Source organism: Paenibacillus sp. FSL H7-0940 (genome assembly GCF_037979415.1).
GTDB classification, from domain to species: domain Bacteria; phylum Bacillota; class Bacilli; order Paenibacillales; family Paenibacillaceae; genus Paenibacillus; species Paenibacillus amylolyticus.
Genome location: NZ_CP150280.1, coordinates 2,652,757 through 2,677,088, shown reverse-complemented (window position 1 = coordinate 2,677,088; position 24,332 = coordinate 2,652,757). Strand labels below are relative to the sequence as shown.

The 24,332-nt window shown below is 46.0% G+C and carries 20 protein-coding genes and 1 riboswitch; of the genes, 13 read left to right on the top strand and 7 right to left on the bottom strand.

The features are described from left to right. Nucleotides 1-48: 48 nt before the first annotated feature. The gene (locus tag MHB71_RS11615; RefSeq protein WP_340029651.1) at nt 49-609 is read right to left on the bottom strand and encodes an NAD(P)H oxidoreductase; all 561 of its coding nucleotides are present in this window, start codon (nt 607-609) and stop codon (nt 49-51) included. A gap of 177 nt (nt 610-786) precedes the next feature. On the opposite strand from MHB71_RS11615, the gene MHB71_RS11610 reads away from it, so the two are divergent. From MHB71_RS11610 to MHB71_RS11595, 4 genes are all read left to right on the top strand, one after another. Continuing rightward, a complete protein-coding gene (locus MHB71_RS11610) occupies nt 787-1,176 on the top strand; it encodes a winged helix-turn-helix transcriptional regulator (RefSeq protein WP_235193805.1) in 390 nt (129 codons plus the stop codon). A gap of 219 nt (nt 1,177-1,395) precedes the next feature. Then, nucleotides 1,396-3,231: an assimilatory sulfite reductase (NADPH) flavoprotein subunit gene (locus tag MHB71_RS11605; protein WP_340029650.1), complete on the top strand. Its 1,836-nt coding sequence runs from the start codon at nt 1,396-1,398 to the stop codon at nt 3,229-3,231. 53 nt (nt 3,232-3,284) lie between these two features. Beyond that, nucleotides 3,285-5,006, top strand: coding sequence for an assimilatory sulfite reductase (NADPH) hemoprotein subunit (cysI, locus tag MHB71_RS11600; protein ID WP_340029649.1), 1,722 nt, complete (start codon nt 3,285-3,287; stop codon nt 5,004-5,006). 278 nt (nt 5,007-5,284) lie between these two features. Next, the gene (locus MHB71_RS11595; protein ID WP_036608916.1) at nt 5,285-6,001 is read left to right on the top strand and encodes a YebC/PmpR family DNA-binding transcriptional regulator; all 717 of its coding nucleotides are present in this window, start codon (nt 5,285-5,287) and stop codon (nt 5,999-6,001) included. Between the two features lie 85 nt (nt 6,002-6,086). Here MHB71_RS11595 and MHB71_RS11590 read toward each other — a convergent pair whose 3' ends face one another. The 6 genes from MHB71_RS11590 to MHB71_RS11565 all read right to left on the bottom strand — a co-directional run bounded on the left by MHB71_RS11590 (nt 6,087) and on the right by MHB71_RS11565 (nt 10,619). After that, on the bottom strand, nt 6,087-6,575 hold the full coding sequence (locus MHB71_RS11590; protein ID WP_036608524.1) for a DMT family transporter: 489 nt from the start codon (nt 6,573-6,575) through the stop codon (nt 6,087-6,089). A gap of 14 nt (nt 6,576-6,589) precedes the next feature. After that, on the bottom strand, nt 6,590-7,288 hold the full coding sequence (locus tag MHB71_RS11585; RefSeq protein WP_036608522.1) for a cyclic nucleotide-binding domain-containing protein: 699 nt from the start codon (nt 7,286-7,288) through the stop codon (nt 6,590-6,592). Between the two features lie 45 nt (nt 7,289-7,333). Continuing rightward, nucleotides 7,334-7,759, bottom strand: a complete 426-nt coding sequence (locus MHB71_RS11580; protein ID WP_036608521.1) for a DMT family transporter — start codon at nt 7,757-7,759, stop codon at nt 7,334-7,336. 791 nt (nt 7,760-8,550) lie between these two features. Further along, a complete protein-coding gene (locus tag MHB71_RS11575) occupies nt 8,551-8,790 on the bottom strand; it encodes a transposase (protein ID WP_340029648.1) in 240 nt (79 codons plus the stop codon). Further along, nucleotides 8,762-9,559: an IS110 family transposase gene (locus MHB71_RS11570; RefSeq protein ID WP_340029647.1), complete on the bottom strand. Its 798-nt coding sequence runs from the start codon at nt 9,557-9,559 to the stop codon at nt 8,762-8,764. Before MHB71_RS11570 ends, MHB71_RS11575 begins: the two co-directional genes overlap by 29 nt. Before the next feature lie 262 nt (nt 9,560-9,821). Further along, nucleotides 9,822-10,619, bottom strand: coding sequence for a Nif3-like dinuclear metal center hexameric protein (locus tag MHB71_RS11565; protein WP_340029646.1), 798 nt, complete (start codon nt 10,617-10,619; stop codon nt 9,822-9,824). A gap of 159 nt (nt 10,620-10,778) precedes the next feature. Here MHB71_RS11565 and MHB71_RS11560 point away from each other — a divergent pair, with 159 nt between their 5' ends. From MHB71_RS11560 to MHB71_RS11520, 9 genes are all read left to right on the top strand, one after another. Further along, complete coding sequence (locus MHB71_RS11560; protein ID WP_036608519.1) at nt 10,779-11,351, top strand: TetR/AcrR family transcriptional regulator; 573 nt, start codon at nt 10,779-10,781, stop codon at nt 11,349-11,351. A gap of 78 nt (nt 11,352-11,429) precedes the next feature. Next, nucleotides 11,430-14,552, top strand: coding sequence for an MMPL family transporter (locus MHB71_RS11555; RefSeq protein ID WP_340029645.1), 3,123 nt, complete (start codon nt 11,430-11,432; stop codon nt 14,550-14,552). A gap of 305 nt (nt 14,553-14,857) precedes the next feature. Beyond that, nucleotides 14,858-15,448: a biliverdin-producing heme oxygenase gene (locus MHB71_RS11550; protein ID WP_340029644.1), complete on the top strand. Its 591-nt coding sequence runs from the start codon at nt 14,858-14,860 to the stop codon at nt 15,446-15,448. A 411-nt stretch (nt 15,449-15,859) separates the two neighbouring features. Beyond that, the gene (locus tag MHB71_RS11545) at nt 15,860-17,443 is read left to right on the top strand and encodes a TerB N-terminal domain-containing protein (protein WP_340029643.1); all 1,584 of its coding nucleotides are present in this window, start codon (nt 15,860-15,862) and stop codon (nt 17,441-17,443) included. 6 nt (nt 17,444-17,449) lie between these two features. Beyond that, complete coding sequence (locus MHB71_RS11540; RefSeq protein WP_036670698.1) at nt 17,450-18,793, top strand: ATP-binding protein; 1,344 nt, start codon at nt 17,450-17,452, stop codon at nt 18,791-18,793. Beyond that, nucleotides 18,790-21,009 (top strand): DEAD/DEAH box helicase, encoded by a 2,220-nt coding sequence (locus tag MHB71_RS11535; RefSeq protein ID WP_340029642.1) that lies wholly within the window; start codon nt 18,790-18,792, stop codon nt 21,007-21,009. Before MHB71_RS11540 ends, MHB71_RS11535 begins: the two co-directional genes overlap by 4 nt. Before the next feature lie 147 nt (nt 21,010-21,156). Continuing rightward, nucleotides 21,157-21,267, top strand: a riboswitch (purine riboswitch). Nucleotides 21,268-21,373: 106 nt separating this feature from the next. Further along, nucleotides 21,374-22,327: a DMT family transporter gene (locus MHB71_RS11530; protein ID WP_017688752.1), complete on the top strand. Its 954-nt coding sequence runs from the start codon at nt 21,374-21,376 to the stop codon at nt 22,325-22,327. Nucleotides 22,328-22,759: 432 nt separating this feature from the next. Further along, the gene (locus MHB71_RS11525) at nt 22,760-23,185 is read left to right on the top strand and encodes a cupredoxin domain-containing protein (protein ID WP_017688751.1); all 426 of its coding nucleotides are present in this window, start codon (nt 22,760-22,762) and stop codon (nt 23,183-23,185) included. A gap of 96 nt (nt 23,186-23,281) precedes the next feature. Further along, nucleotides 23,282-24,304, top strand: a complete 1,023-nt coding sequence (locus tag MHB71_RS11520; RefSeq protein WP_340029641.1) for an SDR family oxidoreductase — start codon at nt 23,282-23,284, stop codon at nt 24,302-24,304. The last annotated feature ends 28 nt before the right edge of the window (nt 24,305-24,332 follow it).

Sequence of the window (24,332 nt, the reverse complement as noted above, 5' to 3'; positions counted from 1 at the left end):
GTAACCTCTTATCGTTTTGCAGTTGTTATCTGTAATATCTGCTAATTGTTAATTGTAATGTTTGCCGATTTGATATGCTTGATCAAGCAAGCCTTCGATATGTTCTTTGGATTCTGAAATGGTTTCATAGAGGAATTCGACTCGGGATTCCTGCATTCTCGCATAGCCTGCGATCCCATTATTTAGATAGTTGGAAATCATGTTGTAATAGTCGTATTTATGGAATGAAGCCTCCGTCCCCCCAGCTAGTGCAATCCGCAGTGCCTTTTTGGAGTTTGCCTTGTTCAGCAGCCCCATGTTCCATACCTTGTCCAGATAGGCTTTGAGCATGGAGGGAACGTTGTACCACCAGATCGGGAAAACAAATACAATGGCATCAGCCGCAAGCACACGATCCAGCTCTTTGCGAATCACAGGGGCATGCTGTTTATCGGGATTTTGCCAGTCTCGCTCATCTTCTACACGATATAGGGGATCGAATCCGTCATGATATAGATCGAGGATATCGATTTCATGGGAATTCTCCTGCATACCTTCTATAAAACGATTCATCACGGCAAATGTTAGGGAATCCTGTCTTGGGTGAGTAACGACCAGTTTAACTTTCATGTAGGAGTAACCATCCTTTTTTCTTTTTATTTTGGTTAAACATTCTGACCAATGTTATTATAAGTTTCATGACATCTTCTTGAGAAGTACGCACCTGAGAGTGCTGTAGATACTTTGGGGTTCTTCGGTTACTTTTAATAACGGATATACATATATGTGAATTATGGGGGAGTACAAGTGGAACAAGAAATGAAAAAATATGAGAGTGGTGTGCAGGCCATGCTGGAACTGGTCGGTGGAAAATGGAGGATTCTTATTCTGCACCAGCTGATATCAGGTAAAAAACGTACAAGCGAACTTCGCAGAGCCATTCCTGGCATTACCCAGAAGGTCTTAACCCAGCAGCTGCGTGAACTGGAAAAGAATGAAATCATCCATCGGATCATTCATCCCCAGATTCCGCCCAAGGTAGAGTATGAGATGACAGAGTACGGCTTGACACTGCAGGACATCATTGACCGCATATGTCTATGGGGAGAGAATCACTTGGACAAAGTATACGGAGATAAAAGCAGAGTGCTGGGAAATCATTTTAGTGACTATACTCCACTTTCAACTTCAACTTGAGCTGGCTGTCAAATTTAAAAATATAACAAAACCGTCCTTGATTTAAAAAGGAGGGTTTTTGTTGTTTTTTGTCCTTTATCAGCGAAACTGATAAATGCTATAAAATCATTGAAATTGACCCTCAACACCCGGTGTGTTAGGTTTTAGAGAGAAGAAATTAAATTAATGTGATGATTTTAGTCGGAATTAAAATCGAAGCAATGCGCGAGGTGGCAAACAGTGGAACTTCAAGTGACAAACAGCCCTTTTAATCAAGAACAAGTTGAACTGCTTAATCGTCTTATTCCTACATTGACCGATGGACAACGTACTTGGTTGAGCGGATATATTGCAGCAATTCAGGCAAGCGCGACAATAGCCGCTCCAGCTAACCTGGTACAGGCTGCACCAGCTACAGGTATTGCACCTGTCAGTGCTCCGCCAGTATCCCGGGAAGTTACCGTGCTTTTTGGTTCACAAACCGGGAATTCCAGTGGCCTATCGAAAAAGCTGGCCAAGAAACTTGAAGAGCAAGGTCTTCAGGTAACGTTGTCATCGATGGGAGATTTCAAACCGAACGGACTCAAGAAAATTGAAAATCTCCTCATCATCGTCAGTACGCATGGCGAAGGCGAACCACCGGATAATGCGATTCCGCTGCATGAATTCCTGAACAGCAAACGGGCTCCGAAGCTTGAAGGACTTCGTTACTCGGTGTTGGCTCTGGGAGATACCTCCTATGAGTTCTTTTGTCAGACAGGTAAGGACTTCGATAATCGGTTGCAGGAGTTGGGTGGTACAGCCCTTGTACCACGCGTGGACTGTGATGTTGATTTTGATGAAGCAGCTGCAGAGTGGATGAATGAAGTACTGGCATCCTTAAGCAGTACATCTGCTGCTGCGAGTACGGTAACCACGGAGGCTGTTACAGCTGCGGTGAGCGGCGGGGAATCCGAATATGATCGCACGAATCCATTCAAGGCTGAAGTGTTGGAGAATCTCAATCTGAATGGCAGAGGATCGGACCGTGAAACACGCCACATTGAGTTGTCTTTGGAAGGTTCCAGCCTGGACTACGAGCCAGGTGACAGCCTTGGGGTATTCCCTGAGAATCATCCGCGCCTTGTAGATGAATTGATTGCAGCCATGGGATGGAATGCCGATGAACGCGTGACCGTGAATAAAAATGGCGATCAGGCATCTGTTCAAGAAGCGTTGCTGCGTTATTTTGAAATTACAGCTGTGACGAAACCGGTCGTGGAACAACTTGCGAAACTGAATCCTGGGAGTGGCCTGACAGCGTTACTCGCAGATGGTTCCGAATTCCGCACGGTCATGAATAGCTGTGATCTGCTGGATCTGGTTCATGATTATAATCTGAAAGGGATTCCTGCCGGAGAATTTGTAGCTGCTCTTCGCAAAATTCCGGCACGTCTATACTCCATAGCGAGTAGTTCGAAGTCTTTCCCGGATGAAGTTCATCTTACTGTTCGTTCGGTACGTTATGAAGCGCGTGGCAGAGAACGTTACGGTGTATGCTCGGTACATCTGGCTGAACGAATCGAAGCTGGCGACACCTTGCCTGTATATATACAGCATAACCCGAATTTTAAGTTGCCTGAGAACCCGGATACACCGATCATCATGGTTGGCCCAGGTACAGGTGTGGCGCCGTTCAGATCTTTCCTTGGTGAGCGTGAAGAAACAGGAGCAGAGGGCAAGACATGGCTGTTCTACGGAGATCAGCATTTCGCCACGGACTTCTTGTACCAGACGGAATGGCAACGTTGGCTCAAAGATGGTGTGCTCACGAAGATGGATGTAGCCTTTTCACGTGATACGGAACAGAAAGTGTATGTACAACATCGCATGCTGGAACACAGCAAAGAACTGTACCAGTGGCTTCAGGAAGGTGCAAGCGTATATATCTGTGGTGACGAGAAAAAAATGGCACAAGATGTGCATGCTGCGCTCACCACGATTCTTGAACAAGAAGGCGGTTTATCGCCTGAGCAGGCATCGGAATATCTGACACGGTTACAGCAGGAGAAACGTTATCAGCGGGACGTCTATTAATCACCGGCCCAGCCGGATTGCACCATCCCGCAGAGACGAGAGGAGAAAGCAGCATGGTTTATAATAACTTACTTAACCCACAGCGCACGAATAGCGATGTGGAAGATATAAAGATCAAAAGTGATTACTTGCGCGGAAGTCTGACCGAAACGTTGGCTGATCGTATCACGGGGGCTATTCCAGAGGACGACAACCGTCTGATGAAACACCACGGTAGTTATATGCAGGATGACCGTGACCTGCGTAACGAGCGTCACAAATCCAAGCTGGAGCCTGCATACCAATTCATGTTACGTGTGCGTGCTTCCGGTGGGATTGTAACCCCGGAGCAGTGGTTGATGATGGATCGGGTAGCGCATAAATATGCGAATGAGACGATTCGTCTGACCACACGTCAGTCTTTCCAACTGCATGGCGTACTGAAGTGGGATCTTAAAAACACCATTCGCGAAGTGAACGATTCGTTGTTAAGCACACTGGCTGCATGTGGTGACGTAAACCGTAACGTGATGTGTAACCCGAATCCGAATCAATCTGATGTGCATGCTGAAGTGTATGAGTGGGCATGTCAGGTGAGCAATCATTTGGACCCTCGGACCCGGGCTTATCATGAGCTGTGGCTGGACGGAGAGAAAGTGGTTGATTCCCAGGACTCGGACGAAGAAGTTGAACCAATCTATGGCAAAGTGTATTTGCCACGGAAGTTCAAAATCGGTATTGCTGTACCACCATCCAATGATGTGGACGTCTATTCACAGGATCTTGGCTTTATTGCTATTGTGGAGAACGGCAAGTTGCAAGGCTTCAACGTTTCCGTAGGAGGCGGCATGGGGATGTCTCATGGTGACGCCAAAACCTATCCTCAGGTGTCCAAAGTCATTGGTTTCTGTACGCCGGAGCAAATGATTGATGTTGCAGAGAAAACAGTTATGATTCAGCGTGATTATGGAGATCGTGCAGTTCGTAAACATGCTCGTTTCAAATATACGCTGGATGATCGTGGTGTGGAGTGGTTTGTCGAAGAGCTGACCACCCGTCTGGGATGGAAACTGGATGCGGCACGTCCATATCATTTTGAGACTAACGGAGATCGATATGGTTGGGTAAAAGGTAATAATGGCAGATGGCACTACACGCTGTTCATTCAGAATGGTCGTGTAAAGGATGTTGATGGTTATCCGCTCATGACGGGTTTACGTGAAATTGCCAAAGTGCATACGGGTGATTTCCGTCTGACTGCGAACCAAAATCTAATCATCGGTAATATTAGCAGCCAGAAAAAGAAAAAGATTGAAACACTCATTCAGCAATATAACCTGACTGATGGTGCACATTACTCAGCGCTACGCAGAAGTTCAATGGCTTGTGTTGCGTTTCCGACCTGCGGCCTTGCGATGGCTGAGTCCGAACGTTACTTGCCGTCCCTGATCGACAAACTGGAGCCTGTACTCGACGAAGCCGGGCTGAGAGACGAAGAAATTGTCATTCGGATGACCGGTTGCCCGAACGGATGCGCAAGACCGATGCTGGCAGAGATTTCATTTATCGGTAAAGCACCAGGGAAATACAATATGTATCTCGGTGGCAGCTTCACTGGACATCGCTTGAATAAGCAGTACAAAGAAAACATTGGTGAAACTGAGATTCTGGACACGTTAACTCCAATGGTGAATCAGTATGCCAAGGAGCGCAATGAAGGGGAACATTTCGGAGACTTTGTCATTCGTGCGGGTTATGTTCCTGAAGTGTTGGATGGTCGACAATTTCACGCTTAATTGACCGAGTAAGATAACTGAAATTAGGACTGATTTAGGGCGGAAGCATTCCTTTATGGGGTGCTTCTTGTCTGCTATATATGGAGTGAATAGAGGTAACGTTAGTTGCTGCTGAGAGATGTATGAGAGGATAAACTGAAGCTAATCTTCAAATGGAGATGGATAATCACCGCAGTTATTCCCATTATTTCGTGTGTATTAACTTGTTGAAGTACGCTCAACAAGATATAATGGCATAGTAGAAAGCAGATTAAATGTTGAAAGTGAGCGGAAACGATATGGGTCGTAAGTGGAATAATATCAAGGAAAAGAAAGCTTCAAAAGATGCAAACACGAGCCGGGTCTACGCTAAATTCGGCGTTGAGATCTATGTAGCTGCCAAGAAGGGCGAACCGGACCCGGAAGCGAACCGTGCACTGAAAGTCGTGCTGGAACGTGCCAAAACGTATAATGTACCCAAAGCCATCATTGATCGTGCGATGGAAAAAGCAAAAGGCAGCGGGGATGAGAACTATGAAGAGTTGCGTTATGAAGGCTTCGGACCGAATGGTGCGATGGTCATCGTTGATGCACTCACCAACAATGTGAATCGTACAGCGCCGGAAGTGCGCTCTGCGTTTAACAAAAACGCTGGCAACATGGGTGTCAGTGGTTCAGTTGCTTACATGTTTGATCCAACAGCGGTTATCGGTATAGAAGGCAAAAACTCCGAGGAAGTACTGGAACTTTTGCTTGAAGCAGATGTGGATGTACGTGATATCGTGGACGAAGACGATGCTGTAATTGTATATGCAGAACCGGATCAATTCCACGCTGTACAAGAAGCATTCAAAGCTGCTGGTATTACTGAGTTCACAGTAGCCGAGCTGACCATGCTTGCGCAAAACCATATTGAACTTCCAGAGGATGCACAAGCTCAGTTCGAGAAACTGATCGATGCGCTTGAGGACCTTGAAGATGTTCAGCAAGTTTACCACAACGTAGAGTTTGTTTAAGATAACGAAACGATATGTGGTTTGATTGTATAAAAAGAGTGTCTGACCAATCTATGGGATTGGACGGACACTCTTTTTTGTTCGTTTACGAGTCAGACTGCAACGTTCCAGGGGACTGCTCTGATTTTTTCGATTTCCCCCCACCGAACTTGAACAATACAATTCCCCCAACAATGACAAGTACACCGAGCAGCTGATTCCACGAAAAAGGAATTTGCTCCAGACCGAGCCATCCCATGGAATCAAACAATAGAGCAAAACTCAGTTGGGATGTTAGCACGATCGAGATGGCATATGTGGGACCAAGTAGCTTCATCCCTTGCACGAGACAGAAGACCACGCCAACGCCGATGGCTCCACTGAGCCAGTACCAGGGTTGCATATGCTGGAAGCTGAATGTATTCTTGCCCTCTACTAGCAGAGAGATGAGGAACGAAGCAATGAATCCGGTGAAAAGCACCATCGTTGTTGTGGACCATGAACCGGTGCGTTCATTGACTTTGCTATTAAAAATCGTTTGCAGACTGACAAGTGCACCTGCCAGTAGTGCAAGCGAAATACCTGTGATTAACATGGTTGTCGAACTCCTTATTCATAAATATTGTGACCTGCTATTTCACGTAGACCCGCTCGATCCTTGATCATAATCAATCCCTGATGTCGCTCGATTAATCCGTCTGCACAGAGCTTCTGGATGACCCGGTTCAGGTGTCGGTAACTGGTGCCGATCAGATTCGCGATGTCGGTCAGATTGAACACGTCCAGCTCTTCATGAACGACGTTGCCCGCTTCTTCTGTTGAGATGGAGAGCAGGTAGCTGACTAGACGAACCTCAACGGGATACATCAGGTTGAAATTGGAAAAGTTCGAGTCAATGTAGAATTTGTGTGAGATGATTTTAAGCAAAAATTTAAGTAAAGGTGCATAATCGCTGGCAAGCTCAGCGAGCCATTGATAATGAATGCGAAGCATCACCACAGGTGACACGGCCTGAACCGTATTAACAATATCGCTTTCACGGACATACTCTATGTCACCGACAACTTCAAGCGGTGTTTTGAAACAAAGCACCAGCGTTTTGTCCTGAGCGGAGGTGGTGAAAATCTTGATTTTACCCTCGACCAGTACGTACAAATATTCGGAAGTTTCCCCTTCACGACAGATCAGTTCACACTTCTCAAAGTGGCATAACGTCATATGTGTACGCAGGGACTCGTGAAATACAGTTTCGAGTTGATATTGCTTCAGATATTGTATTAATTGTTGCTCGTTATGGATCTCTTGCACGCTGTGATTCACCCCCGACGATATGTTTCAATCCTTCTCCAAAAACTATAGTTTCATAATAATGACACCAGTCACCATTAAGGCAATGCCTAGAAATTGCGGCAGTTTCATCTTTTGTTTTACCACGCCGAACCATCCGTTACTATCCACCAGAAAAGTCAGGAACAGCTGAGCAATGAGCAGAGCCGAGATCGTGAATGTAACTCCAATTTGCTGAATTGCTGTCACTTCGCTGAAAATAATGACGGCGCCAAAAGCACCTCCGGCCAGGTACATAGGTTTTACTTGTTTGAGTCCTTGAAGGTTGGTGTCTCTAACAAACATTAGGATCAGCGCCGCTAAGATGAACCCTGTCAGTTGTGTAATCGTAGCGGCTTGCCATGTGCCCATGTCGGTGCTAATCCGAGTATTGGCAACCCCTTGGAGCGTGATACACGCTCCGCCCAGTAATGCAAAAATAATTCCTCTCATATGTACGCTCCTTATTCAATCACTTCGACTTCTATTATTAAATGATAAATTGACTCTGAACGCCAAGGACAAATGTCCTGAGCTTTGAAGTCACAGCATCTAGAGTACTATAAAGAACTCGGTAAATCCAGATGGGGCATGAAAAGATGCGTGGCATATGTGCTCAGTACTCATTTTTCATCATAATCTAACGAACTAGTGACACCTTATTGTACTGATTCGATTGAATTGAGAAATCTAACAAATCTCAGCGACGTTAAATGGGCTATGTTGGGTAGAAATGGGCGGTAAAACAGGGGGAATGGAGGCATAGGGTGTCTACGATTCGTTACTTTTGAAAATCGGCAAATATTCGCTCAATAGAGGGTGTCAGGTTCGTTGCTATGAACGTTTTTGTCAAGTCCATCACAAAAAGCTGCTTTTCCCCGAAGCCCTAAGCGCGGGAGTCCATATGCGAGCGACGGTTGGCACGCTGCTATCCGTGGGTTGGTTACCACATGGTATGCCTTCGTCAAGGAGAGCTTTTACAAGCTAGCCACGCACGTTCAGCCCATTAAAAGCCTAGTGCAAACGAACCTCGTACATTCTCTCCTGAACCTTCCATGAACTCCCGGGCCTAAGGCTCCGGAGTTTTCCCCTTTTTCCTTTTAAACCATCCGTCTCTTCAAGATGAATAACAGATTACTGAGCGTTCGGTAGCTCCAACGTTCGGGCGACCGCCCAAATGAACCCGGTCAGTTCCCTGGCCACCGCGGTGACCGCGACATTTTTGTGTTTGTTTAATCCATAAACTAAACGGCGGAATTTTCGGTGCAGCCGTTCCTGGGCTTTCCATGAAATGTTTGTATGTCCGCAGGCAGACCTTCCAAACGGCGGGCCAAGTCCCCTTTAATCGCAGGCCGATGGCGGTAACTCCATGCCGATTCAATCAAGGTGCGACGCAATCGTCCATTTCCCGCTTTGGTGAGCGAGCCTCGTTGGGTACGGACTCCAGACGAATGCTCACGCGGAACCAGGCCCAAGTAAGCCATGAGCCTGAGCAGGAGAACGGAACCGGGCAAAGGAACCGATCTCCGCAGCAAGCGTGACGGCCGTGAGAAATCCAATGCCACGCAGAGACTGTAAAATCTGAATCAAATCGGCTTTGGAACTGGTCGCTGCCTCTTCAATCAAGGCTTTTTCCAGTCGACCGATGCGTTGCTCGATCTCGTCCATGGCATGAAGGTACTCCGTAAACGCAATCTGCATAGGCGCATTCGGGAAGGTCAGTTGTCCAAGCCATACGCGATATTTTTTCGTCCAGCGACGTTTGATTTGTTCAGGCGGATGGATCTGGTGACGCAATAAAAATTTGAGCACGCGTTGACGAGCCCGGTGAGCATCTTCTTTTGCCGATTCGCGTGCCCGAACCAATTCACGAAGCGCCTCATCTTCACGTGCTGGAACGTAAATCGGCGTAAGCTCGCCTGCACGGAACAGACGTGCCAGTTGCTCGGCATCCCGTCGATCGGTTTTCACGTGATCGCCGGAGCGTTTGGGGATGAGTGAAGGGGCAATGACGACACAATGGGCCCCCATGGATTCGATCCAGCGGTAGGTTTCGTATCCTGTAGGACCGGCCTCATAACAAAACGAGAGGGAGCTTGCCGGACCCAACTCTTTGATGAGTTTGCGTAAGGCAGCAGGCGCATGAGCAATGGTACCGTAATACCGCGGCTTGTCTTTACCCTCGTCAGCAATAGCGACAGAAATTTTTTCTTTGGATACATCTAAACCAATGAATTTTGTGGTAGACTTCATAGGGATAGCTCTCCTTTGCTGTGTAGCTCTGAAATGGTGGTCTTCTTACTGTCCATTTTAACCTACGATGTGCAGCAATATGGAGGGCTATTTTTTGCGGTTACGTTCATCATAGCTAGCTATCCAAGAAATGAAACGAGAGTCTGCCCAGCGTCCCCGGAGCATAGAAAGTATCCAAAGCTCCAGGGTAGGATAGGCAATGAAAATTAGAAGCAATCAGCTAGAAGATCCTGATCCTCTCCATACAAATCAAATGATCCTATTAGATCACAGTGTACACAGGCTTCTCGCCTATAAAACGAACAGACAATTCAGGAAAACGTTCTGCCAACCTGTCTGCTAATAGCTTCATTCCCGAAGCCTCGCTCTCTGCATGCCCCATCATGATCAGTGCCTTGGACTTGCCTTGTTGCACGGCATCACGGATATATTCCGGTGTTTCCCATTCGAATCCTTCTCCAGCGATGATGAGATCTAATTGCTCATTCTGAATCAAGGGAATTGTCACATGTCCATTACCACGAAAACCTACCAGTACCGCTGCACGTCTACAGACTATTTCCGCATTGCCTGCAACGCGTACATAATCGATGCCCAGGGAACTTTTCACATGGTGAGCAATAGCTTGGGCGGTGCGTCCTTCCGGAAAAGAAAGGATGTCTGCTTCCGCTAGTTGTTGCTCCACATAAGAGGACCACCCCAAGGCCTGAATCAGTCCTTCGGTAATGCCATCCGGTTGGAAGCGGTGGATGATATCATGACATCGATAGATGGAAATGCCTGCTTCGGTGATCAACTTTCTTTTGTCCGCATAAACCGAATCATTTGCAAGCCAATCCGTATGACTGTGATGGTTGTAGAAGGGGGATTCATGCGCAATGATCAAGTTTGCACCTTCCTGTATGGCTTGTTCAATAACATAATGTGTGGGCATAAAAGTAACAAACACACCTGTGACCGTTTGGTCGGACGAGCCAGTAATCAGCCGATCTACCGTGTTCTCCGGTAACTCTACATGGGCTGTGAGATACTGTATAATGTCTTGAATGGTTATATTCATGAACATAAGTCCTCCAAAATATTAGATTTTATTGTTATTGTATCATTTTGAAGAATAAACAGTAGGATAGAAAGGTCTTGCTTGAAGTGACAAAAGGAGTTATACTAATCAAACATAAAGGAATGAACGTTCATTCCTATGCAAAGGAGGGATAGCCACATGGCTAAAAGCAGCAAAAAAGATGATATTTTTGCAGCTGCTTTAACGCTTTTTGCCCAGCGGGGATTCGATGCAACAACCATGCCGATGATTGCCGATTCGGCTCAGGTGGGAGCAGGAACTATTTACCGTTATTTTACGAACAAGGAAGTATTGTTGAATGAACTTTTTCAGAAAAGTATCAGGGAGTTTCTTGATGCCTTAAAGCATGGGTTTCCGAATGAGCCGATACCTGTACGAGACCAGTTTCATCATATTTTTCGTGGATTGTTCAAGTTCGCAGAGTCCGACCCGGATCGCCTAAAGTTTATTAATTCTACGGGTAATGCATTGCATTTTCACGATGAAAGCAAGGAAAGTGTCAATGAATTTATGGGGTTTCTGAATGAATGCATACATAAGGGGCAGCAGCAAGGAGCCATTCTTATACTGCCTACAGAAGCTTTAATGAATATAGTTTACGGTGCTTTCATACATTTGTTTGAACACTTTAACAAAGGTCTCCTGGAAGCGACGCCGGAGCTAATGAACCAGCTTGAGGAGTGCCTGTGGAATGCCATTAGAGTCCATTGATTCTATTGGCCTTTTTTACAACATAAACGGAATGAATATTCATTCCTAGACTAGACATAAGGTGTGTGAAGATAAATCATGAATAAACTTAGGAATCCCAGAACGATTTCCCTGATTTTTTGGATACTTATTACTCTCGTTTCTGTAGTGGCGATGCCTGATTTTGGTCAACTGGTAAAAGAAAAAGGACAGATTTCAATTCCTGAAACGGCACAAAGCCAGGTTGCTGCGACTATGTTGAAAGATATGGATAAGGATAGCGGGAATACTTATTCCCTCATTGCTGTATTTAATAGTGGAGAAGATACACAAGCATTAACGAACCAGCAAAAGACGGAGATCGAATCCGTTTTATCCAACCTGAAAAATCAGAAAAAGCAACTGAATATTGAGACGATCACAAGCCATCTGGATGGTGAAGAGCAAGCCGATCGGCTTATATCCGAGGACCAAACCACGATCCTGACTCAAATCACCGTCACTAAAGATGAGAATATTCCTCTTTCGGAAGTGATTAGTCTATTAAAAGAATCTACAGCCATCCCTGATGTGGATACATATCTGACGGGAGCTGACCTGATCGATGATGATTTTGGTAAATCGATTGAAGACGGTGTGCAGAAAACAGAAATTATGGCGATCATTTTCATCCTCGTTATCCTGATTATTATTTTTAGATCGCCGATCATACCTGTTATTTCACTGCTCACGGTAGGTATATCTTACGTTGTTTCATTAGCTATTGTGGGATATCTTGTAGATTGGTTTAACTTTCCGTTCTCGAACTTTACTCAGATATTTATGGTCGTTATCCTCTTTGGTATTGGGACGGATTATAATATCCTGTTATATACCAGATTCAAGGAGGAACTAAGTAGACAAGATGGCGATGTGATTCTTGCGACCAAAACGACATTTAAAACAGCAGGCAGAACCGTATTGTATAGCGGCATCGCTGTATTCATCGGGTTTCTTGCACTCATGCTTGCCAAGTTTCAGTTATATCAGGCAACCTCAGCGGTGGCGATCGCAGTAGCGGTTCTCATTATCGTCCTCAATACGTTGAACCCGTTCTTCATGGTTGTCATGGGCAAAAAAATGTTCTGGCCATCGAAAAAATTCGAAGGCCATGCGGACAGCCGACTGTGGGGATTTTTATCCCGCCAATCGGTACGAAGACCTTTCCTGGCGATCATTCTGGTTGCGGTGATTAGTGTTCCTTTATTATTCAGTTACAGTAATCGACTAAGTTATAATGATCTGTTTGAAGTCAATAATGACTACAATTCCAAACAGGGGATTAATCTGATTATGGAGCATTATGCACCAGGATTCTCAGCGCCAACAACATTGGTTGTGCAATCCGAGCAGGCAATGGACAATCAGACATTGCTGAAGGCACTGGATGATCTGACGGATAAGATGTCCAAGGTGGAAGGTGTCTCTGAGATTTACAGTGTCACTCGACCAACTGGAGTCCAAATTAAAGAGTTGTATATTAACGATCAAGCAGAGGAGCTTAATCAGGGTATTGGTAAAGCAAACGATGGTGTAAGCGAAATTAACGAAGGTTTGTCCTCTGCAGCTGGACAGCTTCAATCTTCAAATGATTTAAGTAACGTACAGCTGTTGATTGATGGGACAAGCCGGTTGCAAGTTGGAGTAAATGCATTGGGAGACGCCATGAATCAGGTATCTGATGGTCTGAATAATGGGGAAGAAGGGGCAGAGACGTTGAAAAACGGACTTACTACCCTTAAAGAAAAGGTTGGAGTCCTGTCTAAAGGTGCCAATGATCTGCAAAAAGGGTATAGGCAACTTGAACAGGGATTTGGTTCCTTTAGTGGTACTTTCACAAGCATCAAGACAGCCATTAAGGGAGCGCTTGATGCCTATACTCAGATCGAAGGCAGCATGACCCGTCTAATTGCGACTCATCCTGAGTTACAACAAGAAGAAGATGCCGTACAAGTGATTAATATTTCTCAAGCGGCTCAAACTGAACTGAACGCGTTATACACACAGTTGGACCCGTTGATGCAGCAGTACAATGGGGCTATGGTTTCTTTCAAGGAAGCCAACGAGTCAATGGCTCAAATTAGTGGCGGTCTGACTCAGGTTGCTGTAGGTGTCGATCAGCTTGAAGACGGTGCTGGCGAGCTATCCAAAGGTTTGGCGACTGGAGCCAATGGAACCCAGCAGATAGCGGGTAAAACATTGGAAGTGAAAGATGGGCTGGGTCAGATTAATGAAGGACAGAGTCAGTTGTTAAGCGGTCTGAACGATTTGCAGGACAAAATGGGTGAGTTGAAATCCGGATTGACCGAAAGTACAAAAGGACTCTCAGATGTGTCGAAGGGGCTTGGTGATGCCGAAGATTATTTGGGTCATCTTGGCCAGTCTGATGCTGCGAAAAGCTTCTACATTCCAGAAGAGGTATTAAAAGGAGAAGAGTTTCTAAGTTCGCTCGACATGTATATGTCTTCGGATCGGAAGACAGCGGAAATCTCCATCATTTTGACCGATAATCCATATTCGAAAGAAGCGATGGATGTTGTTCAAAATCTTAACAAGCAGTTGGAAACGGCTTTGGTTGGCACGGATTTGAGTGAGGCGAAAGTGGCACTGGGCGGCATACCGTCACAGAACCTGGATATGAAAGAATTATCCGGAGGTGATCTGAATCGGACATCCATGATCATGCTGATTGGAATTGGATTGATACTTTTGTTCATTATTCGTTCGTTTTGGCAGACTGTAATCATTATAGGTGCGTTATTCCTGACGTATTATGTGGCCCTTGGTCTGAATGAATTGCTGATGGTTGGCCCGCTTGGCGTTGACTATCTGAGCTGGAACGTTCCTTTCTTCAGTCTGATCATGATTGTTACACTTGGTGTGGACTACAGTATCTTCCTCATGATGAAATATCGTGAGATTGAAGGAGATCCAATTCATAAAATTACGGAAGCTTCCCGTAATATAGGAGGGGTCGTGATCTCGGCGGCAGTAATATTGGGAGGTACCTTCGCCGCACTAATTCCTTCCGGTGTTGTTACACTGATTGAAGTAGCTATTTCTGTCATCATCGGATTGGTTTTGCTAAGTTTTGTCATGCTTCCAATCTTGCTTCCGGCGCTAATCAGTCTATTACACAAGTTAAAAAACTGGGGTTCGGGGTCCGATCCCATAAACAAATAAACAAATAAATCATCTTTATATCAAACGATTCCTGACAAACATGACGTCAGGGGTCGTTTTTTATTTTTTTATCCTATGAATTATAACTAGTTATCATAACAATGCGGGAAATAATCTAACGTGAAACAATGACGGATTCATATAGTTTTCTCAAACAAGAATAAGTATACTTACATAGAGCCTTGTTTGTATTAAATGGAGCTGATTGCAGCGCAAGTAGTTCTATTTTAAGGCGCAATGAGAATCAGTTGAGGATCAGCATTCATTTGCAACAACAGAACAGATTGTGAAAGGGGATAACTACGATGACAGCAACAACTATTATGGAACGTCTGAAGAGCGAGACAGCTCATTATCACAGACAAGTAGAACAGAACCCTTATGCAAAAGCCATTATGAATCAAACTGTGACTATAGAAGAATATAGAACATATTTAGAGAAATTTTATGGATTCCTGAAACCGCTGGAAGTTCAGGCTGTACAACAGCCTTTCTGGGGAAGTACGGGTTTGGATATCGAGATTAGAGGCAAGGCTGGACTGTTGGAGAAAGATTTACGAAATCTGGGTGCCAGTGAAGAGGAAATCAGCCAACTTCCGCTCTGTGAAGAACTACCGGATATTTCAACACCTGCCCGTTTGTTCGGATATCTGTATGTAATTGAGGGGTCCACGAACGGTGGACAGATCATAACCAAGCGCTTGTCGCAGTTCCTGCCCATTGAGGCTGATCGTGGTTTGGAATATTTCAATGCTTATGGCTCAGAGACAAGAACAAGATGGAGCGAGTTTACGGGGTTGCTGCAGCAGTCCATCAGCACTCCAGAAGATCATGACAACATGGTACACAGCGCATCAGAGACATTCCGACTGTTAGATCAGTGGATTAATACGTAGGGCGGACTTTTTTCATATATTAGAAGGAACCTATATAAGTTGAAATAATACATTTAACACCTAACGGAGAGGACAGAAAAAAGCTGGAAAAGCGGAGCGTTCGCCTAAAAGCTTTCTGAAAGAAAGTTGCATCGGAAGCATACGCTTATAACCGGATTTTTCCTTTAGAAAAGGGAATCGATAAAATCTGGGGATAACAGCGATTGGAAGGTTATTCTGTCATCGTAGTGCAATTTAAAAATCATTATTTCAACTTATATATATCATGATGAAAAGAGGGCAGAAATGCCTTCTTTTTTGTGTCCAGGAATGTCTAAATTTCGTCACCGCAGACACAGGACAAGTGATATAATGATCCCTATGGATACACTTGTTCGTATTCTGTCTTGGAGGAGGGTGAGATAACGTTCTATGAAAGACAACTCAAGACAATTGGAATTTATGGAGATAGATCTGAGTGAAGAACCTGAAACAGCAGCGGTTCCGGTTCCCGATCGTTCAACCATTGTGCAGTCTGCAGATGATACGATGCCGCATCGTGGAGGCATATTGTCCTCGGAGAAACGTTTTGTAGAGGAAGCAAAGCAGTGGGCAGAGATGGAGGGGGATGTATCCCCGTGGGTTCCCTTTATGAGTTACTGGCCAACGTATGGCGTGATGAATGAAGCCCAGCGCAAGTGGTATATGTTTTGGAGGAAGGAAGTACGTCAGGGGAGATACCCGGATACCGATCTGTCCTATCTATTTGTTCATATCTACGAGTTAATTAACGGCATTGGCTGGCAGAATCCTCAGGATGGTTATGATCAATTGAAGCAGCTATGGGTGAACTACCGTGAACGGTTGCCTCAATTAAATATATATATGCAAGAGTGGATGGTCGATTATGTGCTGGTCCATCAGATGGAAATGTCCTTATCCGAGGTCATGGGCCTTTCGGGCGGATACCTGCCAGCAGAGATGCTGGATAGGGAGCTGCAACGCATTTTACAGGATAATGTATCGGATATATCGCTGAATATGCTGCAAAGATACTATGATTACGATATTACGCTCAGTAAATTCTACAGAGATGGCGGCAAAGAAGTGATGGAGCAGTACATCCCGCGGGTCATGGCCTTGGTTGATTCGTACCTGGAACGTACGCGACAAGTTGGACTGTTGCCTGAGTGTGATCCTAACGATGAACGCACGATGGAGCGCATTCTGTTTCGCAAAGCAGTCTATGATGATTCGATCTATGGGAGATCGGTATCGTTCAGATATACGCCCATAGGTGAACAGGCTGAATTTGTGCAGATGGTTACGCGGATCTATCGATGTACTGAAAATAAACTTCGTGAACTGCTTGGATTCAGAGGCCGATTGCGAGGACAGACTCTTGAACCCGAACTTGCAAATCTGATTGAACGTTACCTGGACAAGGCTTATGCGATCGAGCAGGCTGAGACTGTGGAGCAACCAATGATTCGTATTGATACAGAGAAATTGGCGTCGTTACAGCAGGAAAGTGAGTACGTGCGATTGGCGCTTACAATTGAGGATGATCACCCTTCTGAAGTGAAGGATGAAGAGGATAACAATAACAACGCAAATGTTACAAGTAATCCATTCGATGTACTGGAAGCAAGGAATGAGATCACTCCAACTGAAGGTTCCATGGAGTCGGAGCCATCTGCAGTAGAGATTGCAACAGGAGCGGAAGTAGAATCGATTAGGTTGCAGTGGGACGAGTCTGCTGAGGCTGATCTGGATGAAGAATGGCTGCTCTTTGCCAATGAACTCTCCCCTCAGCAGGTGCAAACGATTCATGTCCTACTTGGCGCAAGTCCAGATACGGAGCTGATGCGTCTGGCTGAGCAATATGGAACGATGCCTACACTTCTGCTGGATGAAATTAATGATGTAGCTATGGAAACGATCGGTGATCTTCTGATTGATGGTGATCGGATTGTTCCTGATTATATAGATGTGTTCGAACATGTGAAGAGGTGATACGCAGTGACAGAACTTAAAATACCGAAGCGGCTGACCACCGCACTTGTAAATTCATTGACGGCGGGTGTTGTCCCACGAATTGGGCTGGAGCAGATTGCTGTTGGTCGGAAACCGGAAGTGGAAGCCATCTTGCGGGATATGGACAATATCGCCGAGGGAGGCGCAGCGTTTAAACTCATTACGGGTCGTTACGGCAGCGGTAAAAGCTTTCTTTTGCAGATGATTCGTAACTATGCGATGGATCGTGATTTCGTTGTGGCGGATGCGGATCTGTCACCTGAGCGACGACTGGTGGGAACCAAAGGCCAGGGACTTGCGACATATCGCGAACTGATGACTCGCCTGTCTACACGCACACGCCCGGATGGGGGAGCGTTGGAGCCGATTTTGCAAAAATGGATCGCAGGGTTGCAACAATCCACGATGCAGAGTCAGAACCTGCGCCCGGATGATCCCGCTCTGCCGCTTGAGGTAGAGAAACAGATTTATGCGGTGACGGGGGAGATGCAGAATCTGGTTCACGGCTTTGATTTTGCCAAAGTACTGGCGTCGTACTGGAACGGGTACAAGCTGGCTGATGATGATCGCAAACAGGCGGCGCTTCGCTGGCTTCGAGGAGAATTTGCAACCAAAACGGAAGCGAAAAAAGAACTCGCTGTTGGGGTCATTATTGACGATGATAACTGGTATGACTACTTCAAATTGTGGTCTGAATTCACAGCGCGCATTGGTTACAAAGGATTGTTGTTGTTCATTGATGAAGCGGTGAATCTGTACAAAATTACAAACAGTGTCTCCCGCCAAAGCAACTATGAGAAATTGCTGACCATGTTCAATGATACGATGCAGGGTAAGGCGGAGCACCTGGGCATATTTGTAGGTGGTACGCCGCAATTTGTGGAGGATGAACGGCGCGGATTATACAGCTATGAGGCGCTTCGCTCCAGGCTTATTGATGGTCGTTATGCAGCCAAAGCGTATGCGAATTACACAGGTCCGATCCTGAAGCTGGCGATGTTATCGCATGAAGAGATTCTGATTTTACTTCAGAAGCTGCGGCAGATTCATGCCCTGCATTTTGGATACAGCGCAAGTCTGACGGATGAACAATTGGTTGATTTTATGCAAACGGCGGTGAACCGGCTGGGTGCGGATGAATTGCTGACCACACGTGAAGTGGTACGAGATTTTATGGATGTTCTGCATACGTTACACCAGAATCCTGAAGTGACTTATACTCAATTACTTGGCGAGCGGGTTGCCAAACCTCAGGAAACGGGTAAAGGGGCAGATGCTTCCGCGAATACAGATGATCTGGACGACTTTCTGGCGGAGTTTGAATTATGAGTGATAATCCATTCTATCGGCTGGCGCCGTTTGTTCAGGAATTTATATATAAAAAAAGATGGGAATCGCTTCGTCCTGCCCAGATAGAGGCCTGCAATATCTGTTTTCATACCCCGCATCATATGCTGATTGCGGCGGGAACGGCCTCCGGCAAGACGGAGGCGGCTTTTTTTCCTGCATTAACCGAGCTGTATGAACGGCCTTCCAAGTCGGTTGGCATTTTGTACATTGGACCTCTGAAAGCCCTGATTAATGATCAATTCGAACGTCTTAAGGATCTGTTATCCGAAGGAAATATTCCGGTTTGGCATTGGCACGGGGACGTACCTCAGGCGGAGAAAACAAAACTGATGAAAAATCCGTCCGGTGTGCTCCAGATAACGCCAGAATCGCTGGAAGGTCTGCTCATGAATCGACCGAATGCAATCCCGGCGCTGTTTCATGACTTGCGATATGTCATCATCGATGAGGTACATGCTTTCATGGGAGCGGATCGGGGCATTCAAGTACTCAGCGAACTTGCCAGAATAGAGCGTATGGCTGGCTGCGCACCGCGAAGAGTGGGCTTGTCCGCTACACTTAGTGACTATGATGCGGCTACATCTTGGCTTGCTGCCGGAACGCAGCAGGGGGTGGATGTGGTCTCTTCACCGGGGGGTCGCAAGCTGCGACTGCGGGTGGAACATTTCTCTTTTCCAGATGCACAGGACGAGGAGCAGGCGGAGCAACTTCATAACGCACGCAAAGCCTACTACGACTTCATCTATGAGAGTACACATCGTAAAAAAGCGCTGATCTTCACCAACAGCCGAACGGATGCTGAAGTCACCATTCTTGAGATGCGGCGAGTCGCGGCTCGCAGGCAAGAGCGTGATGTATTCCATGTGCATCATGGAAGTATCTCGGCTATGCTGAGGGAAGAGACGGAAGCTGCCCTACGCACTGGATCGGGGCCTGCGGTTGCTGCGGCAACGGTCACGCTTGAACTGGGCATCGATCTGGGCGAACTGGAACGTGTGGTTCAGCTCGGTGCACCGTATAGTGCGTCTAGCTTTGTACAGCGTCTGGGACGTTCAGGGAGACGAGAGGACATGGCATCGGAGATGCTTTTTGTATGTCCGGAGGAAGAGGATGAGGAAGCGCAATTGCCAGCACGTATGCCGTGGACGTTGATGCGTGCGATTGCTGTCATTGAGCTCTATGTAAAAACCAAGTGGGTCGAACCTCTTGAAGCTCGCAAAATGCCCATAGGTGTGCTCTACCATCAGACGATGAGCATGTTGAAAAGTATGGGGGAGGCGGAGCCGAGAGATCTTGCAGAAGCCATCCTTTCGCTGGCCCCATTTGCGTTGATTAGACCTGAACAATATCAGGTTTTCCTGAATTACCTCATTGAGACGGATCATCTGCAATGGACAGAGGATCGAACATTGATCATCGGTCTGACAGGTGAGAAAATTGTGAATAATTATCGCTTCTACGCCGTGTTTAAAGACGATGAGGAACATAAAGTACTGAACGGCTCGGAAGAGATTGGTTCGATTACAACCGTGCCCCCACCTGGCTATTGCTTCTCGCTCGCAGGCAAACTGTGGAAAGTGGAAGAGGTTGATCACAAGCACAAGGCTGTGTATGTGAAGTCTGCAAAAGGTAAGGTAGATACGTTATGGCTTGGAGCGGGAGGAGATATTCATACGTCAGTAGTACAGAAAATGCGTGAAGTGTTGTCCGACTCGACCATCTATCCCTATCTGTCACCACAAGCCGTCAATCGACTTGAACGGGCGCGCCGCCTAGCTCGTGAAAGCGGACTGTTAAAGCAGGTCGTGATTCCGGCAGGGGGAGATTCGATGTACGTTCTTCCTTGGGTTGGAAGTAAATCATTCCGTACATTGGAGCGCCTGATGAAGCATAATCTGTCCAAGAAACTTGCCTTGCGTTCGGTTGTGCCCATGGAGCCATATTATTTTGTAGTGTCCGGCAAGGTCGACGAACGAACATTGTTAGCCGAGATCATGAGTGAGTGTCGAACGGCTGAAGACGCATCTGCGTTACTGGCTGAAGATGAAGCGCCTTATCTGGGCAAGTATGATGAATTTGTCGCGCCGCCTTTGATCCGTGAGGCTTTTGCCGTAGATGGGCTGGATTTGGATGGATTGAAGGCAGGTTTACAACAAACATTGGAGTGGGACTCCTCAGGCTCCAATCGGACATGACGTTTTTGCGTAATTAGAGTGCTCGAAGAATGGTACAGCGATCGAAGCGACTCGGTGTAATAATTTAGTTCAACTTTTTATACGGAATAGGGTTGACACCATCTCACCTCCCATGTAATATATGAAAAGTCGTCACACACGAATTACATCAAATTGCATATATCATTTCGTATAACCTCGCAGGCCGAAAGTGTACACAGGGCGAGGGTCTCTACGGGAAGCCTATACTTCCTAACTACGATGCCAAGGAATCAATGTATTCCTTGCTCGTAGTTAGGATTTTTTGCATTTAGATGGTGTCTGTGACCTTGGCATGAACCAACATGCGGGCGTATTTTTCTTATCATCAGGAGGTTTATTCACAATGAAATATTATCTGTCCGTTCTCGCGGGAGCGATGAGCTATGGCATATTATCCACGATTGTGGTTCTGGCGTACGGCGAAGGATATAAACTTGGAGAGGTTGTGGGAGCACAGCTGATCACGGGTTTCCTTCTATCCTGGATGCTGGCGCTATACACAAAATTTAGAACAAAACGTAAGTCACAGGCAAATGGCAAAGCATCAGGAGCCGTGGCACAGGTATTCAAGCGGTTGACGTGGAAACAACGTCTGATATTGATGGCTGCTGGAACACCAACGGTAATTACAGGTCTCGTGTATTATCAGTCTTTGCGTTACATTCCGGCTTCACTTGCCATTATCCTGTTGTTCCAGTTCACTTGGATTAGTGTATTGATTCAGGCGATAAGCAAACGTCAACGTCCAGACAAAGTCACGTTCCTGACGTTGATCATTCTGTTTGGTGGAACCTTGCTGGCAGCGGGTTTCCTGGAACAAGGATTGGGTGAGTTCAACGGTCTGGGTATTGCTCTTGGACTAATGGCAGCCGTAAGTTATTCCCTGTTTGTCTTGTTCAGCGGCAAAGCGGTTCCTTCAGCACATCCAGCCTTCCGCAGTGCGTGGATGGTTACAGGCGGATTGATCCTGCTGTGCATTTTGTTCCCACCGACATTCCTCTTTAACGGATTGATCTGGAGCCAGTTGCTTGTATTTGGATTGCTGCTTGGATTCTTCGGGGCATTCATTCCACCAGTACTGTTCGCTATCGGCGTTCCGCATATTGGTGGTGACATGGCCGGAATCCTGGGTGCAGTGGAGCTTCCAATTGCAGTTTTGTTATCCTCAATCGTGCTCCATGAGCATGTAAGCGGATTGCAATGGTTCGGAGTTATTATTGTACTCATTGGTGTAGCCCTGCCAGAGTTGTATAAATTACGCATGAGACGAAGTCGGAATACACCGATCTATTCCTGAGTTATACCAAAAGGGATATAGCAAAGCATGAACGGGAATACCCGTAGATAAGCCTGAGAAATCAGGCTTTTTCTATTGAAATATTCTATATAAATTGAACTAAACATTTACATGAAACGGAAAGGACAGAAATAACCTGAAGAAGCGAAGCGTGCGCCTAAAAGCTTTCTGAAAGAAAGCTGCTTCGGAAGCATACGCTATTCCCGGATTTTACCCTTTGAAAAAGGAAATCATAAAATCTGGGATAACAGCGATCGAAAGGTTGTTCTGTCATCAGAGTGTCCAATGTAAATATTCTTTAGTTCCACTTATATAGCTCAATCGCAATAGCCCAGAGGGGTCATTTTCATTGTCATGTGAATCAGGTATGCTTAAAGAATACATCCGTCTGTTAATTGAATATTGATGGGACATCGAATGAGGAGTGTTTATATGAAAAGCTGGTTTGGAAAAACATGGCCTTGGTTAACGCTGGGTCTGACCGTTGTTGTACTGCTTGGATCATTTTTGGTTTATTTTATGGGCAAAGACGTATCCCCCGGATCGGGAAGTGCGGTAACAGCACAAGCTGAGACTCCGGAGGATTTGAAGGGATATGAAGTCATTGATGTGGACGTGAGCAACGATGGTTTTGGACCAGACGTTATCGAGGTGAAAGCTGGCGTACCGACCAAAATCAACTTTATTCTGACCCGGTCGGTGACACATGTGAAATCAGTGGGATCACAAAAGCTTGGCATGGATCTATACATGCAAAAGGGACCCAATTATTATACGGTCGACAAAGATCTGCCTAAGGGAGAATATGAGATCCATTGCGGCATGTACATGATATATGCAACGATTAAGGTCGTATAAGCAGAAGGAGCAAGGTTTCGGGTCACCGAGCTTTGCTCCTTTTTTTGGTGCGTGATATCATGGAAAAGTGGGTAAAATCGATCAGGAGGTGGCGAAATGAAAGCGCTATTTATTGGAGGGACAGGCACCATCAGTACGGCCATTACGGAGATGCTTGCACAGCAAGGCTGTGAACTGTATTTAATTAATCGCGGCAATCAGAACGATGACTTACCTAGTGAGGTCAACGTACTTCAAGCGGACATTAATGACGAAGCACGTGTAGCGGAACTGATAGCTGATCTGGAATTTGATGTTGTGGCGGATTTTATCGCTTTTGTACCGTCTCAATTGGAGCGAGATTACCGTTTGTTCAAGGATAAAACAAAGCAGTTTATATTTATAAGTTCAGCATCAGCGTATCAGACTCCTCTGGCTGATTACCGGATCACGGAAGGGACGCCCTTATCGAATCCATATTGGGAGTATTCTCGCAACAAGATTGCCTGTGAAGACTATCTGATGAAACAATACCGCGAGCATGGATTCCCTGTGACCATCGTGCGTCCGAGCCATACGTATGGCGACAAATCGGTACCTCTCGGTGTTCATGGTGCTCAAGGCAGCTGGCAGGTTCTCAAGCGTATCCGTGAAGGCAAACCCGTTATCATCCACGGAGATGGCACCTCACTGTGGACCATCACGCACAATACTGATTTTGCCAAAGGGTTTATCGGGCTGATGGGAAATATCCATGCCATTGGTGAATCGGTACATATCACCTCAGATGAATCCGTCACCTGGAATCAGATTCATGAGATTATAGCTGGTGTGTTGGGAGTTAAGCTTCATGCGGTACATGTACCCTCTGAGTTCTTGGCCGCATGCAGTGATCAGGATCTTCGCGGCGGATTGCTGGGTGACAAAGCCAATACCGTTGTGTTTGATAACAGTAAGCTGAAGCGGCTTGTTCCGGAATTTGTAGCAACGACAAGAGCCGATCAGGGCATTCGAAGTACGATTGAACACATTCTGGAGCATCCTGAGTTACAGACGGAAGATCCGGAATTTGATGTATGGTGTGACAAGGTCGTTGGCGCATTGGACGAAGCGTTACTAAAGATCAGAGATGAGAAATGAGAAGTAAGGCGTTCATGATCAAGTGTTT